The sequence below is a fragment of the Ralstonia sp. UBA689 genome, from assembly GCF_002298975.1.
Taxonomy (GTDB): domain Bacteria; phylum Pseudomonadota; class Gammaproteobacteria; order Burkholderiales; family Burkholderiaceae; genus Ralstonia.
This window is the reverse complement of record NZ_DBMV01000001.1, coordinates 375,292-389,439: the sequence shown is the minus strand read 5'-3', so window position 1 is coordinate 389,439 and position 14,148 is coordinate 375,292. Positions and strand designations below refer to the sequence as shown.

10 protein-coding genes are annotated in these 14,148 nt (G+C 63.4%); 3 read left to right on the top strand and 7 right to left on the bottom strand.

The features are described from left to right. Positions 1–66: 66 nt before the first annotated feature. Positions 67–1,860: a class I poly(R)-hydroxyalkanoic acid synthase gene (phaC, locus tag B4F51_RS01955; RefSeq protein ID WP_296223401.1), complete on the bottom strand. Its 1,794-nt coding sequence runs from the start codon at positions 1,858–1,860 to the stop codon at positions 67–69. A gap of 269 nt (positions 1,861–2,129) precedes the next feature. Here phaC and B4F51_RS01950 point away from each other — a divergent pair, with 269 nt between their 5' ends. After that, on the top strand, positions 2,130–2,351 hold the full coding sequence (locus B4F51_RS01950) for a hypothetical protein (protein WP_296223400.1): 222 nt from the start codon (positions 2,130–2,132) through the stop codon (positions 2,349–2,351). A gap of 4 nt (positions 2,352–2,355) precedes the next feature. On the opposite strand, the gene pgeF is transcribed toward B4F51_RS01950, so the two are convergent. After that, positions 2,356–3,165, bottom strand: a complete 810-nt coding sequence (gene pgeF / locus B4F51_RS01945) for a peptidoglycan editing factor PgeF (RefSeq protein WP_296223399.1) — start codon at positions 3,163–3,165, stop codon at positions 2,356–2,358. After that, positions 3,149–4,261 carry an RluA family pseudouridine synthase gene (locus B4F51_RS01940; protein ID WP_296223398.1) on the bottom strand — a complete coding sequence of 371 codons (1,113 nt, stop codon included), beginning with the start codon at positions 4,259–4,261 and terminating at the stop codon, positions 3,149–3,151. The genes pgeF and B4F51_RS01940 overlap by 17 nt, the downstream gene beginning before the upstream one ends. A 15-nt stretch (positions 4,262–4,276) precedes the next feature. Here B4F51_RS01940 and B4F51_RS01935 point away from each other — a divergent pair, with 15 nt between their 5' ends. Then, positions 4,277–5,122: an outer membrane protein assembly factor BamD gene (locus B4F51_RS01935; protein WP_296223397.1), complete on the top strand. Its 846-nt coding sequence runs from the start codon at positions 4,277–4,279 to the stop codon at positions 5,120–5,122. A 64-nt stretch (positions 5,123–5,186) separates the two neighbouring features. Here the strand turns inward: B4F51_RS01935 and B4F51_RS01930 are convergent, their stop codons facing one another. The 3 genes from B4F51_RS01930 to B4F51_RS01920 form a co-directional block, all read right to left on the bottom strand. Then, positions 5,187–7,298 (bottom strand): ATP-dependent DNA helicase, encoded by a 2,112-nt coding sequence (locus B4F51_RS01930; protein ID WP_296223396.1) that lies wholly within the window; start codon positions 7,296–7,298, stop codon positions 5,187–5,189. Positions 7,299–7,375: 77 nt separating this feature from the next. Next, the gene (locus B4F51_RS01925) at positions 7,376–7,579 is read right to left on the bottom strand and encodes a DUF465 domain-containing protein (RefSeq protein WP_296223395.1); all 204 of its coding nucleotides are present in this window, start codon (positions 7,577–7,579) and stop codon (positions 7,376–7,378) included. Positions 7,580–7,614: 35 nt separating this feature from the next. Next, positions 7,615–8,382: a hypothetical protein gene (locus B4F51_RS01920; protein WP_414706653.1), complete on the bottom strand. Its 768-nt coding sequence runs from the start codon at positions 8,380–8,382 to the stop codon at positions 7,615–7,617. 119 nt (positions 8,383–8,501) lie between these two features. Between B4F51_RS01920 and B4F51_RS01915 the strand changes: the two genes are divergently transcribed. Then, positions 8,502–10,835 carry a Tex family protein gene (locus tag B4F51_RS01915; RefSeq protein WP_296223393.1) on the top strand — a complete coding sequence of 778 codons (2,334 nt, stop codon included), beginning with the start codon at positions 8,502–8,504 and terminating at the stop codon, positions 10,833–10,835. Between the two features lie 153 nt (positions 10,836–10,988). Here B4F51_RS01915 and B4F51_RS01910 read toward each other — a convergent pair whose 3' ends face one another. After that, entirely contained in the window at positions 10,989–14,120 is a 3,132-nt protein-coding gene (locus tag B4F51_RS01910; RefSeq protein ID WP_422662587.1) for a beta strand repeat-containing protein, read from the bottom strand. Positions 14,121–14,148 lie beyond the last annotated feature (28 nt).

Genomic DNA, 14,148 nt, shown 5'->3' with positions numbered 1-14,148 from the left:
GAGAGAGTCGTGGGGAAACCGTCGGCGGCCGGAGCCGCGACGGCAACGGGGAATTGTCGTTCGATCTTACGCCTTCTGTTTGACGTAGCGGCCGGGCGCGGGCTCGATCTCCGGGTAGTCCGCATTGCCATAGCGCTTGGGAGCAGCCTTCTGCGCGCCGCCATGCGACGCCAGCCAGGCTGACCAATCGGGCCACCAGCTACCCGGGTATTCCTTGGCACCCTCCAGCCACGCGTCGGCGCTATCAGGCAGCTTGGCGTTAATCCAGTGCGAGCGCTTATTGGCCGCCGGCGGATTGATGACACCCGCGATATGGCCTGAAGCACCCAGCACGAAGCGCCGCTTGCCCTTGAGCAACGGCACGGAGGCGTAGGCTGATTGCCACGGCACGATATGGTCTTCGCGCGAGCCGTAGATATAGACCGGCGCATCGATCTTGCCGAAATCGACGGGCGTGCCCGCCACCGTCAGCTTGCCCGCCTCCTTCAGGTCGTTTTGCAGGTAGGTATGGCGCAGGTACCAGCAGTACCAAGGCCCGGGCAGGTTGGTCGAATCACCGTTCCAGTACAGCAGGTCGAACGGTGCGGGCGTCTTGCCCTTCAGATAATTCTCGACGACGTAGTTCCAGACCAGATCGTTCGGGCGCAGGAACGAGAACGTGTTCGCCAACTCGACGCCTCGCAGCAGGCCGGGACCAGTAGGCGCCTTCGCACCGATGGTCTTCTCGCGCATCTCCATTTGAGCCTGGTCGACAAAGACGTCGAGGATGCCGGTATCGGTAAAGTCGAGCAGCGTTGTCAGCAACGTCACGCTCGCGGCCGGATACTCGCCGCGCGCGGCCAGCACAGCCAGCGCTGTGCAGAGGATCGTACCGCCCACGCAGAAGCCCAGCACGTTGATCTGGTCCTGCGCGGAGATTGCGCGCGCGACGCGGATGGCCTCGATCGCGCCGCCCTCGATGTAGTCGTCCCACGTACGGGAGGCCATGCTCACGTCTGGGTTGCGCCACGACACCAGGAAGACCGTGTTGCCCTGCTCCACCGCGTAGCGCACCAGCGAATTGGCCGGCTGCAAATCGAGGATGTAGTACTTGTTGATGCACGGCGGCACCAGCAGCAGCGGTCGGGCATTGACCTTGGTCGTCAGCGGCTTGTACTGGATGAGCTGCAAATACTCGTTCTCGAAGACAACCGCGCCTTCGCTGTTGGCTACATTGCGGCCGATCTCGAACGCGGCTTCATCCGTCTGCGAGATCTTGCCGCGCTCCATGTCCTGCAGCAGGTTCAGGATGCCGGTGCGAAGGGATTCGCCGCGCGACTCGATCAGGTGCTTCTGCGCCTCGGGGTTCGTCGCCAGAAAATTGGACGGCGACATAGCGGCCGTCCATTGCGATACGGCAAAGCGCACGCGCTCACGCGTCTTGGCATCCGCCTGCACAGCATCGGCCATCTCCATCAGCGTGCGGGCGTTCAGCACATAGAAGGCAGCGGCATAACCGTAAAGCGGGCTCTTGCGCCAGGCATCGTTCGCAAAACGGCGGTCTGACGGTGCCACGGCCTCGACGCTTTCACCGGTGCTCATGTGGCGCCAGATCTGGAGCCATTCTTCGAGATACTTCTGCTGGATTTCCGCCAGACGCTCAGGCGGGATCAATGCAAAGGGAACCGCGCCCTCGCCCAGGGGCGCGCCATTGAATTGGCCAAAACTCGGCGCCGCGGCGCCAGACTGGGCGAATGCGCCCGCAAACGCCTGCCATTGATTGAACTGGTCCGCCCATTGTGTCGGGTCCGACAGGCCCGGCCAGGGGGCTTGAGTGTGGGCGCTAGATGCCTTGGAAGATGTCGATTGACGCGATGCCATAGTGCCCTCGATCCGTACGATGCGCGCCACTCCGGTTGGATGTGCGGCGCAAATCGTAGTATTGCGGGCCATTGTTGCCTTGCCATTTCACGGCTGTCAATCAGCGTTGACCGAAGATCGACCGCAAACCTTGATCAGGCGCGGGTCTTGCCGCAGCCATCCGCAAGCAACGCCCGCCGAATGGCTAAGCGCGGCGGCGGGCTATGGTCAAACTGGTGCAAATTCGTGCGAGACTGCTCCATTGCGCCAACGCGGGCCCCTTCTTGCCCATGTACATCGTTGCCATCGCCTGGCTATACGTCGTCCTGATGATGTCCCTGACTGAGCAATCGTGGATTGCCGGTATCGGCACATTCATCCTGTATGGCGTAGCGCCGCTGTCGCTCTTCCTCTGGCTTGTCGGGTCGCCCGCACGCAAACGACGCCGGCAGGCGCGGGAGGCGGCTCAAACGCAGGCAGATGCCGCCGCTTCCGGCGACGGCGCGGCTTGAAACCTCATTCGGCACGCCAGATCAGGGTCGCCATGCGGCCGGTCGTGCGCTCCCGGCGGTACGAATAGAAGCGCTCGGCGTCCGTCATGGTGCACAAGCCACCGCCATACACGTCCGTACAGCCGACGCGCGCCAGCCGCAGCCGGGCCAAGGCATACAAATCGGCGAAGAACTTTCCCTCGGAAGCGCCTTTCGCGAAGGCGGCCTCGGTGGCAGGCAACTCAGCGGGCTGAGCAGCCTCGATAAAAGCCTGGCGAACCTCCGAGCCCACCTCAAAGCACGATGGACCGATGGCGGGGCCGAGCCAGGCCAGCCACGTTGGATCGGCCTCCTGACCGCAAGCGCCCAGCCTTTGCATCATTGCCTCGAGCGTGCGCTCGATCACGCCGCCGCACAGGCCGCGCCAGCCGGCATGCGCCGCACCGACCGTCACGCCGCGCGCATCGCTCAGCAAAACCGGCAGGCAATCCGCAGTCATGACTACGCAGACGCGGTCTCGCCAAGACGCCACTGCCGCATCGGCGACCACTGGGGCCGACGCGCCGACGAGCTGGTCCAAGTCCGCCACACCTGTGCTGTGCACCTGCTCCATCCACACCGGCTCCGCAGGAACGGCCTCGCGCAGGATGCGTCGATTCTGCTCGACAGCGTCTGGTGCATCGCCCACATGCTGCCCCAGGTTTAATCCGCCCGGCAGGCCGCCCGCCAAACCATAAGGCCCGATGCTGACGCCGCCCAGACGTGTAGTCGCCAGCGCCTTGACGCACGGATGCGCCGGCCAGTCGGGGATGATCCAGTCAGGTGAGATCGACATCGGGGTCCAGGTCCAGAGCTTCCATCAGTTCTGCAAAATCGTCGGGCACACCGGCCTCCCAGTGCACCGACTTGCCCGAGGCTGGGTGCACAAGGCCCAGGCGTACGGCATGCAGCGCCTGTCGCGCGAACGGCACCGGCAGCGGCGCCTTGATCGTCTGCGGCTGGCCACGCCGGAAGTTGCGCGTGTACACCGGGTCTCCCACCAGCGGGTGGCCTTCGGATTCAAAGTGCACGCGAATCTGGTGTGTGCGCCCGGTCTCCAGCTGGCAGCGCACCAGCGACACCTGTGCGCGGCCCAGGTCCACCACATCCAGCGTCTTGAAATGCGTACGCGCGGGCTTGCCGCTGGCCGTCTCGATGATGGCCATGCGCGTGCGGTCACGCGGGTCGCGGCCGATCGGGGCATCGATCGTGCCCTCCTCCGGCGTCTCGCCCCACACCAGCGCCAGGTAGGTTCGCTTGACGGTGCGTGCCTGAAGCTGCCGCACGAGATCGGTCTGTGCAGGCAGCGTGCGGGCGACGACCATCAGGCCCGAGGTTTCCTTGTCGAGCCGATGCACGATGCCAGCGCGCGGCAACTCAGCGGCGCTGGGGTAGCGATACAGCAAGCCGTTAAGCACCGTGCCGCTCCAGTTACCGGCAGCCGGATGCACGACCAGGCCAGCAGGCTTGTTGATGACGAGCAGCGTGTCGTCCTCGTAGACGACGTCCAGATCGACGGGTTCGGCCACAAAGGCGTTCTCGTCGGCCGCGCGTTGCGGGATCACCTCGATGCGGGCGCCGCCGGAAACTGCCGCGCGCGGGCGCACCTCAGCGCCATCCATGCGCACGGCGCCGGCCTCGATCCACTGCTGCAAGCGACTGCGCGAATAGTCTGGCAGCAGCTTGGCAAGTGCCTTGTCCAGGCGCTCGCCGTGCATGGCCTCGGGAATCTCCACAACGATGGGCTCGGCCGCTGCGGCGTCGCCGGCAGCGGGCAGCTCAAGCGCCTCGTCGTCCAGGGCGTCGTCGCTTTCCAGCGAAGTGATGGAAACGTCAGCCTCTGCGTCGCCCGACACAGGGCTTGGGCTATAATCCTTGATGCGATTTTTCATTGAGAAAAGGTGCCCATGTCGGACACGAGCATGAAGCAGGCGCGTTTTGGTGGTCGAATCCGCGCGCAAATCGGAGCAGTGTTGGCGGCAGGTATTGCATGCCTGGCCGTCTCGGCCTGCGGCATCCTGCCAGAACAGCAAGACGAAACGGCTGGCTGGTCAGCCAACAAATTATATTCGGAAGCGAAGGACTCGCTCGACGGCGGCGACTATGCCAAGGCCGTCAAGTACTACGAGAAGCTCGAAAGCCGCTATCCGTTCGGCCAGTACGCCCAGCAGGCACAGATCGAAACCGCCTACGCCAACTACAAGGACGGCGAAACCGCCGCTGCGCTGGCTGCCGTCGATCGCTTCATCCAGCTTCACCCGAACCACCCCAGTGTCGATTACGCCTATTACCTCAAGGGCCTGATCAATTTCAACGACAACCTGGGCTGGCTCGGCCGCTTCTCGAACCAGGATCTGAGCGAACGCGACCCGAAGGCCGCGCGCGCCGCTTACGACGCCTTCAAGACGCTGATCACACGCTTCCCGAACAGCAAGTACACGCCGGATGCCACCCTGCGCATGCAGTACATCGTCAACGCGATGGCCGAGCATGAAGTGGGCGCGGCGCGCTACTACTACCGCCGCGGCGCCTACCTGGCTGCTGTCAATCGCGCGCAGGAAGCCATCAAGGATTACGACCGCGCACCCGCCGTGGAAGAAGCGCTGTACATCATGATGAAATCGTATGATGCGCTCGGCATGAAGGACATGCGCGACGACACCGAACGCATCATCAAGCAGAACTACCCGAACAGCGAGTTCCTCGCCTTCGGCCAGCGCAAGAAAGACAAGCACTGGTACCAATGGTGGTAAGCAAGACTTGAACACCACTGCAAGAAGAAAGCCCGGTCGATTGACCGGGCTTTTTGTTTGTGCGTCAGTCTGACGAGGCAGCTTCAGGTGGGCTATCCGGACTCAGCGAGCGCAGGAAGCCGGCCGCCGTGTCGGCCTCGCGCGTGCGCTTGAACGGCGGCAGGCTCTGCCAGATCTGTCGGCCATAGGATTTCTCCACCAGGCGCGGATCGCAGATCATCAGCACGCCGCGATCGCTCTCGGAGCGGATCAGCCGCCCCGCTCCCTGCTTGAGCGTGATGACGGCGTGGGGCAACTGGTGCACGGCAAATGGGCTCAAGCCCTTCTTCTCCAATGCCTCCATGCGGGCACTCAGCACCGGGTCATCTGGCGGCGCGAACGGCAGCTTGTCGATCACGACCAGCGACAACGCCTCGCCGCGCACGTCCACGCCTTCCCAGAAGCTCTGGCTGCCGATAAGCACCGCGTTGCCGAGCGTACGGAAGCGATCGAGCAATTCCGTGCGGCTGGCCTGCCCTTGCACGAGCAGCGGGAAATCCCAGCCGCGCTCGGCAAACTCATCGGCCAGCCGTTCGGCTGCCCGATTGACAGCACGCAGGGTGGTGCACAGCAGGAACGTCTTGCCGCCAGCCGCTTCGATCATCGGCAAGGCAGCGTCGAGCACGGCGTCGGTAAAACGTGAATCGCTCGGTTGCGGCAGATCGCGTGGCACGTACAGCAGGCCCTGCGACGCATAGTCGAACGGGCTGTCCAGCATCATCGAACGATCACGGTCCAGGCCAAGCTGCGCGGCGTAGTGTGTGAAGTTGCCGCGCACCGACAGCGTGGCCGAGGTGAAGATCCAAGCGCGCGGCTGGCCACCACGCTGGCGTGAAAAAATCGGTGCAATCGACAGCGGCGTCAGATGCAACTGCACGGAATTGGCGAAAACTTCGACCCAGCGCACGCGCTCGTCGATGGGCGCGGCCGTCTCGCCCCCCTCGTCACCATCCTTCCTAGGCGCTTGTGGCGGCTTGGGATCGACCCACGCCTCCAGCTTCTCGCACAGCGCCACGGCACGGCGATGGCATTGTTCGATAGTCTCGGCACGTTCGGCCTGGGCCTCCAGCGCGCCGGTAAAGTCCGAAAGCGCCTGCTCCAGCTTGGGCAAGACCTCGTAGAACGGCTTGGCCGTGGCCACATCGTTGTCGATCTGTTTGATCGACAAGCGCGCGCCATCCTGACGGAACACCAGACGCAAGTCTCGTGCGGCGCGCTCCAGCGGCGCGGCAATTGCCACCCAGTCCACCGCATCGCGCGCATGCGACAAGCCTTCGGCCACGCTGTCGCGCGCAAGCTCCAGGATCTGGTTGGTGGAGATGGTCTCGCCGAAGAACAGCGTGGCCGTCTCGGGCAACTGGTGCGCTTCGTCAAAGATGATCGTGTTGGCCGCCGGCAGCAGCTCGGCCATACCGGTGTCCTTCAACATCACGTCCGCAAAGAACAAGTGGTGGTTGACCACCACCACGTCGGCCTGCTGCGCCTCCTTGCGTGCGCGCATGACGAAGCAGTCCTTGTAGTACGCGCAGTCCGAACCGAGGCAGTTGTCGCGCGTGGATGTGACCAGATTCCACACCGGCGCGTTCTCGGGCACGGTGGCAAGCTCAGCCTTGTCGCCGCTTTGCGTGGTCTTCAGGAAGCGGTTGATCTCGCGCAGCCATGCCGCGTCCTGCCGCGAAGACAGTCGCCCGTTCTGCGACGTGCGCTCCAAATGGTAGTGGCAGACATAGTTGGCGCGCCCCTTGAGCAACGCCACCGACACCGGCGCGTTCAACGCCTTGCGCACCGTCGGGATGTCGCGCAGGAAAAGCTGATCCTGCAGGTTCTTGGTGCCGGTGGAGAGAATCACCTTGCCGCCCCACAGCATCGCCGGAACGAGGTAAGCGTAGGTCTTGCCCGTACCGGTGCCGGCTTCGACGATGATCGAATCAGTGGCTTCGATGGCGTTGGCCACGGCCTGCGCCATCTTCAGTTGAGAGCTGCGCGGCCGGTACGAATCGATGCCCTTGGCCAGCGTGCCGTCATCGGCGAAAAGCGTCGCCAGTTCGGCATGGTGGGCATCGGCGGTGGCAGCGGAGGCAGCATCGCCGGCGTCGGATTCAGCCGACAGCTCGGCGAGCGGGGAAAGCGAAGTCAACGCGGACAGGTTCCAGGGAAGCGGATGGCGGATGCCGCACGTGGCGGCAGCCTCTCAGAATCGGGGATTGACAAGACTCAGGCCGGCACGTCCGGCTCAAGCTGCAACTGTAGCAGCGTGATGGTGTCCTTGAGCTTGAGACGGCGCTTCTTGAGACGCTGTAGCTGCAGATCGTCGCGCGTCGCTTCGGCCGACAGGCGATTGATCAGGAAATCGAGATCACGGTGCTCGATCTGCAATTCGATGATGCGACGTGAGATCGTGTTTAGATCGCTATCCATCGCTGTCCTCCGGAAACCCGACCCTAGGCTGGAGTTTAGAACCCCAGCGGGCTCGTGTTGTTATTGTTTTGCTCGCTGCGGCGCTTGGTCTGCTCGCGGCGCTCTTCCAATTCTTTCTGGCGCCGCACGGCTTCACGCTGCTTCTCTTCGTATTGCTTGACGCTCTCGGCACGCTTGGCGGCGTTGGCAGCCCCCTGCTCCTGCGCGGCCTTGAGCTTGGCATCGTGCTCTGCCTGTTTCTGGCCGTACGCCTGCGTATTGGCAGCGCGCTGCGGTGCCTCGGCCTGGCGCTGTGCCTCATTCAGGCGCTGCTGCTCCTGCTTGTTCTGAAAGTCTGCGCGGTTCTTCTGCTCGTTGGCTTCGCGCTGTGGGCGCTCGGCATCGTACTGGGCCTGGCGGACAGCGCGGTCCTGGTCGCGGCGCGCGGCACGGTCGGCGCGCTCGGCTTCATCCAGCGCCAGTTCGCGCTCGCGGATGGCGTGGAGTTCCGTGCGACGCACATCCTTGGCCTTGTCGATGCAGCGCGTGGTGAAGAACTTGTCATAGCACGCACGTTCGGCCTGCGCATAGCGATACTCAGCCCAGGCTTTGGCGCTGTCGATGCGGCTGTGTTCCGCGCCAAAGTCGGGCGGAGTGGCCGACGGCGCAACCGCCGAAGCGGCCGACGGTGCCGGCGATGCAGCGGCGGGCTGGCTCTGACCCCACGCGGGCATGGCACCCAGTGCGGCAAGCAGCAGAACCAGACGAGAAGCAGCGTGGCGCGCACCGGCGCGGCAATGAGCGAAAAACGGGAGCGTAGGCATAACGCGCATTTTATCACCGCCCCTGTGCGGCAAACGTCGCGCGAGCACCGGCCTCGGGTCCGGAGCAGGCTGCGCCTTGTGGCAAAATGCGCGGCTTTCCATCGCACTCTCTGGAAGCAATGACTGATTCCGTGTTGCAGAAGATCGTCTCCCGCATCGCCGTTGAACTGGCAGTAAGGCCGCAACAGGTTGCGGCCGCCGTGCAACTGCTGGATGAAGGCGCTACCGTGCCGTTCATCGCGCGCTACCGCAAGGAAGTGACGGGCAACCTGGACGACACGCAACTGCGCAACCTGGAAGAGCGCCTGCTGTATCTGCGTGAACTGGAAGATCGCCGCGCGGCCATCCTCGCCTCCATCGAGGAGCAAGGCAAGCTGACCGACGCGCTGCGCGCTGCTATCGAGGCTGCCGAGACCAAGCAGGTGCTGGAAGACCTCTACCTGCCCTACAAGCCCAAGCGCCGCACGCGCGCCCAGATCGCGCGCGAATGCGGCCTGGAGCCATTGGCGCAGGCGCTGCTGGCCGACCCAATGCTGGATCCGCAGGCCGAGGCCTCCAAGTTCGTCAACGGCAAGCCGACCGCCGACGGCGGTGTGCCCGATGTGAAAGCCGCGCTGGACGGCGCGCGCGACATCCTCTCCGAACAATTCGGCGAGACGGCCGAACTGCTGGGCAAGGTGCGTGACCACCTGTGGAACCAAGGCCAGGTCTCGTCGACGGTGGTGGAAGGCAAGGAAACCGCCGAGGAAGAGAAATTCCGCGACTACTACGCCTACAGTGAGCCGATCCGCAATGTGCCTTCGCACCGTGCGCTGGCGCTGTTCCGCGGCCGCAATGCCGGCGTGCTGTTCGTCAAGCTGGGGCTGGGCGAAGAACAGGATGCGATGAGCCCGCACCTGTGCGAGACGATGATCGCGCGCCACGTCGGCATCGAGAACAAGGGCCGCCCGGCCGACAAGTGGCTGTCGGATGTCTGCCGCTGGTGCTGGCGCGTCAAGGTGCAGCCGCATATTGAAACTGAATTGCTGACGCAACTGCGCGAATCGGCCGAAGCCGAGGCCATCAAGATCTTTGGCCGTAACCTGCACGACCTGCTGCTGGCAGCGCCGGCCGGCCCGAAGTCGGTGATGGGCGTGGACCCGGGCATCCGCACGGGCTGCAAGATCGCCGTGGTTGACCACACCGGCAAGCTGCTGGAAACCGCCACGATCTACCCGCACGAGCCGCGCCGCGACTGGAACGGCTCGCTGGCGACGCTGGCCCGCCTGGCCAAGCAGCACAACGTGGCCTTGGTCTCGATCGGCAATGGAACAGCCAGCCGCGAAACCGACAAACTGGTGCAGGACCTCATGCGCAACGCACCGGAGCTGAAACTGACCAAGATCGTGGTAAGCGAAGCCGGCGCGTCGGTGTATTCGGCGTCGGAACTGGCAGCCAAGGAATTCCCCGAACTGGACGTATCGCTGCGCGGCGCGGTGTCGATTGCACGCCGTCTGCAAGACCCGCTGGCCGAACTGGTGAAAATCGATCCGAAGTCGATCGGTGTCGGTCAGTACCAGCACGACGTGAACCAGCGCGAGCTGGCTCGCGCGCTGGACGCCATCGTCGAGGACTGCGTGAACGCGGTCGGCGTGGATGTGAATACGGCGTCGGCCCCACTGCTGGCGCGCGTGTCGGGGCTGAACTCGATCCTCGCCAAGAACATCGTCGAATATCGCGATGCAAACGGCGCATTTGCCAACCGCGATGCGCTCAAAAAGGTGCCGCGCCTGGGTGACAAGACGTTCGAGCAGGCTGCGGGCTTCCTGCGCATCAATGACGGTGACAATCCGCTCGACCGCTCATCCGTCCACCCTGAAGCGTATCCGGTGGTGCAGCGCATCCTTGATCGCATCAAGAAAGGCATCGGCGACGTGCTCGGCAACCGTGAGGCCCTGCGCGGCCTGGCCGCACGCGAATTCACCGACGAGAAGTTCGGCCTGCCGACCGTGGTCGACATCCTGTCCGAACTAGAGAAGCCCGGCCGCGACCCGCGTCCCGAGTTCAAAACCGCCACCTTCCAGGACGGCGTGGAAGACATCAAGGACCTGCAGCCCGGCATGGTGCTTGAAGGCGTGGTGACCAACGTGGCCGCCTTCGGTGCGTTCATCGACATCGGCGTGCATCAGGATGGGCTGGTGCACGTGTCGGCACTCTCCACCAAGTTCGTCCGTGACCCGCACGAGGTAGTCAAGCCCGGCCAGATCGTCAAGGTCAAGGTGATGGAGGTGGACGTCAAGCGCAACCGCATCGGGCTGACGATGCGCCTGTCGGACGAGCCGGGCCAAGCGCCCGCGCGCACCGGCGGTGGCGATCGCCCGAACGGCGGCGGCAGCCGCCAGGGCGGCCAGCAGCGCCGGGAAGCGGAACCCGCCGGCGCCATGGCAGCGGCTTTCGCCAAGTTCAAGCGCTAGGTGTTCAGTCCCGCGTTTGGATGGTGCAATCTTTTCTCCTCAATGGAAGGAAGCACTATGAATCACCCGCTACGCATGCATCTGCAAACAGTGGACATCCGAACCGGATCGCTTCAGGATGGATCCGATCCATCAAATGCGGGGACTGAACACCTAGTTGACCTTCACTCGAAATAGGACCGTGCCACTGGCCCCAGCCGTCAGCGCCCCCGAGAACATCCAGCTAATCGCTCCAGTTCCACCGGCAGTCTGCGCCGTCGAGCACGCTACCGCTGGAGCGGGCGCGGGGTTCGCTGGCGTGTTCATCACACAACTGGTGAGCCCACCCGGCGTTGTGCCCGTGAGAGTTGACACAAACGTGGTATAGGCCGGGATTGTATCGGCGATCACCAGGTCCCTGATCGCCGAGGGCGCATTGTTCGTGTACGTGATCTGGTACTCCAGCACGTCCCCCGACTTGGCCTGGTTGTTCAGCCCCAGGGATCCGCCTTGCGTCACATTGCGCACCTGCTTGACCAGCGACATTGCCACGTTGTCCACCGTGGTCACGTCGTGCAGCGTGTAGCTCATGCTGAGCGTCGGGTTCGCATTGCTGTACGTGAACACCGCCTGCACGCTCGCATCGTTCTTGTTGCCGATCTGCGCCGCCCCAGGCACAGACTCCAGCAAGACCACGCACACGCTCTGGCCAGCCGTCAGCGCCTGCCCCGTGCTCATCGGCGGATAAAGCTGGGTTGCCCCGCTCTGCAGGCTGCCGCTACACGTCGGGTCCGCAAAAAGCCTCTCGCTCCAGCCACTGACTGCCGGAGTGGCGGTGGCGCTAGGCACGCTGAACACCACATTCCCCGCCGTCCCAGCCGTGAAGATATGTGCGTAGGTCGCCGTACCGTTGGGCAGGCTGTTCTTGAGGCCACCCACCGTAAAGGAATTGTTGTTCACCACACCCAGGCTCAAGCCACTGTGGCCCGTACCGTTCCAGGTGAAGGCGATCTGCTCCGGGGTCCCGGTGTTCTCGTACGTGTAGCTCGTCCCGCTCACCGTCGTCGCCGTGCCCAAGGGCAAGGCCGTGCCGTTCACCGAGGCACCGGTGGATACCTGACCGGTCGCGTTGGTCTTCCGCACACACAGGGCTGCCCCCACGGACAACGACGGCGCCGAGAAGCTGTACGTGCCCAAGCCCCCGGTCACCGCCGTGGCATACACCGTCCCCGCACAATTGGTCAATTGCACGGCAATGCCATTGACGCCCGCTTCACCACCGTTGATCACGCCATCGTTGGGCGTACCACCGCCTGTGCCGACATCGAGGAACACTTTGCCCGAGATCCCCGAGGGGCCGGCCGCGTTCGTGATCGTACAGGTGAGCTGCACCGCGGGTTGCGGCGTGATCGTATAGCCACTGCTATGCGTATAGACCGCGCCATTGGGCAGCCCCGTCTGTTGACCCGTCCCGTCCGTACAAGTAATTGTGCTGGTATAGCCTGACAGCGCCGAGGCACTAGAGGGTGCCATGGCTTCGCTCAGCGTATAGGCCACGCCGGAGGTCGCGATGTACTGCCCGGTTGTGCCGGTGCCTGCCGTAATCGTGCCAACGGCGCCGGTTGTCGTGCTGCTCGCGGTGGAGTTGACGACCGTCCCCGAGACGCCACCCGTGCGGATCGCAACGCTGAACTGGTCGGCATCGCTCACGCGGCCGTTGCCACCCAAGGCCGTCTGCAATGTGATCGTCGGAGACAACGATTGGCTTGTGTAGGCACACACGATCACGCTGTCCGTGTTGCCGACAGTGAACGTCGCAGGCAACGTTGCACCACTCAACGTTCCGATGCTGTTGTTACAGCTCACGGTGGTCATGTAGTTGGACTGGCTACCGACGCTGAAGCTTTCCGCCGGCAGCGTGATCGTGTCGCCGTAGTGCACGGTCACCGGCGCGCCTGTCGAGGTATTGCCCGCCGTAGTGGCCGTCGAGCTTATCGTTGCATTGTTCGCGCCGCCTATGGTCGTGACCGTGCTCGCATTGCCCGCAATGCTTTTGACCGACCACGTCTTGTTCAATTGCAGCGTCGATGTCTTGGCGTTGGTCAGGCTACACGTGATCGCCGCCCCCGCCTTGACGTTGGCTGCTGGAATCGTCACCACATTGCCTGCCAACGAGCCAAAGCTGCCCTCGTTGCCTGTCACTGCGGCGTTCGCATCCGTGCAACTGGCCCCCGTCAGCGCATACCCCGCCGCCGGGGTCTCCGTGAGCGTCACCGCCCTGCCCATCGTCGTCACGTTCACCGCCGCACCCGCCACCGCCGTACCCGCCGTCTTCGTCGTGATGTTCGCCGGCGCCGACGCCAGGTTCGTCGCCGTGAAGCTGAACGTCCCCGTCCCACCAACCGTCGTCGTGCTCACGTTCACCGTCGACCGCGTACTGGTCAGGCTACACGTGATCGCCGCCCCTCCCTTGACGTTGGTTGCTGGAATCGTCACCACATTGCCCGCCAACGAGCCAAAGCTGCCCTCGTTGCCTGTCACTGCGGCGTTCGCATCCGTGCAACTGGCCCCCGTCAGCACATACCCCGCCGCCGGGGTCTCCGTGAGCGTGACCGCTCTGCCCATCGTCGTCACGTTCACCGCCGCACCCGCCACCGCCGTACCCGCCGTCTTCGTCGTGATGCTCGCCGGCGCCGACGCCAGGTTCGTCGCCGTGAAGCTGAACGTCCCCGTCCCACCAACCGTCGTCTTGCTCACGTTCACCGTCGGATATTTAGGTAAAGCGTACGCAAATACATTTTGATTGGGATTCCACGGTGTTTGACCGTTCGCATTCACCCAAAAAGAAACGGTGTACGTAGCACCAACCACAGTCGGGACATTTTGCGATATTTTATCGTATAAATCCCTACTACCATCATAATAAGCGTAATGCCCACTATGTTTATCTATCTCCCTCACAGCGCCAGAGATGCCACTAGGATTTCCTGGATGTTCGTACAACCAATATCTCGGCTGATGCTCATGAACATCACCGGCCTCAAAGTCACCATTGCTCAATACATCCTTTTCCCCAACCACTGTTACATCATCCAATACGACATAGTCATTGTCATACCGAAACGCGAAAGCAATATTGGTAACAGTCGATTCAGCTTTGAATTTAAAACTATATTTTATCCACTCATTGCTGGCCCGACCACCGCTAGCCTCTGCTAAATTCCAAGAGCTTCCAGGCGGGGCAAGTTGCCCGACTGCCGGGGTGGCACTGGTAAGTAGAAAAAACGCCACGAGTGATCCACGCATCAGTCGGCCAGCTTGGCGCCAGATCTGT

What these genes read in the sequence shown, in the direction of transcription:
- phaC (WP_296223401.1), bottom strand. Translation starts at nt 1,860, where the DNA reads ATGGCATCGCGTCAATCGACATCTTCCAAGGCATCTAGCGCCCACACT.
- B4F51_RS01950 (WP_296223400.1), top strand. Translation starts at nt 2,130, where the DNA reads ATGTACATCGTTGCCATCGCCTGGCTATACGTCGTCCTGATGATGTCC.
- pgeF (WP_296223399.1), bottom strand. Translation starts at nt 3,165, where the DNA reads ATGTCGATCTCACCTGACTGGATCATCCCCGACTGGCCGGCGCATCCG.
- B4F51_RS01940 (WP_296223398.1), bottom strand. Translation starts at nt 4,261, where the DNA reads ATGAAAAATCGCATCAAGGATTATAGCCCAAGCCCTGTGTCGGGCGAC.
- B4F51_RS01935 (WP_296223397.1), top strand. Translation starts at nt 4,277, where the DNA reads ATGTCGGACACGAGCATGAAGCAGGCGCGTTTTGGTGGTCGAATCCGC.
- B4F51_RS01925 (WP_296223395.1), bottom strand. Translation starts at nt 7,579, where the DNA reads ATGGATAGCGATCTAAACACGATCTCACGTCGCATCATCGAATTGCAG.
- B4F51_RS01920 (WP_414706653.1), bottom strand. Translation starts at nt 8,382, where the DNA reads ATGCCTACGCTCCCGTTTTTCGCTCATTGCCGCGCCGGTGCGCGCCAC.
- B4F51_RS01915 (WP_296223393.1), top strand. Translation starts at nt 8,502, where the DNA reads ATGACTGATTCCGTGTTGCAGAAGATCGTCTCCCGCATCGCCGTTGAA.
- B4F51_RS01910 (WP_422662587.1), bottom strand. Translation starts at nt 14,120, where the DNA reads ATGCGTGGATCACTCGTGGCGTTTTTTCTACTTACCAGTGCCACCCCG.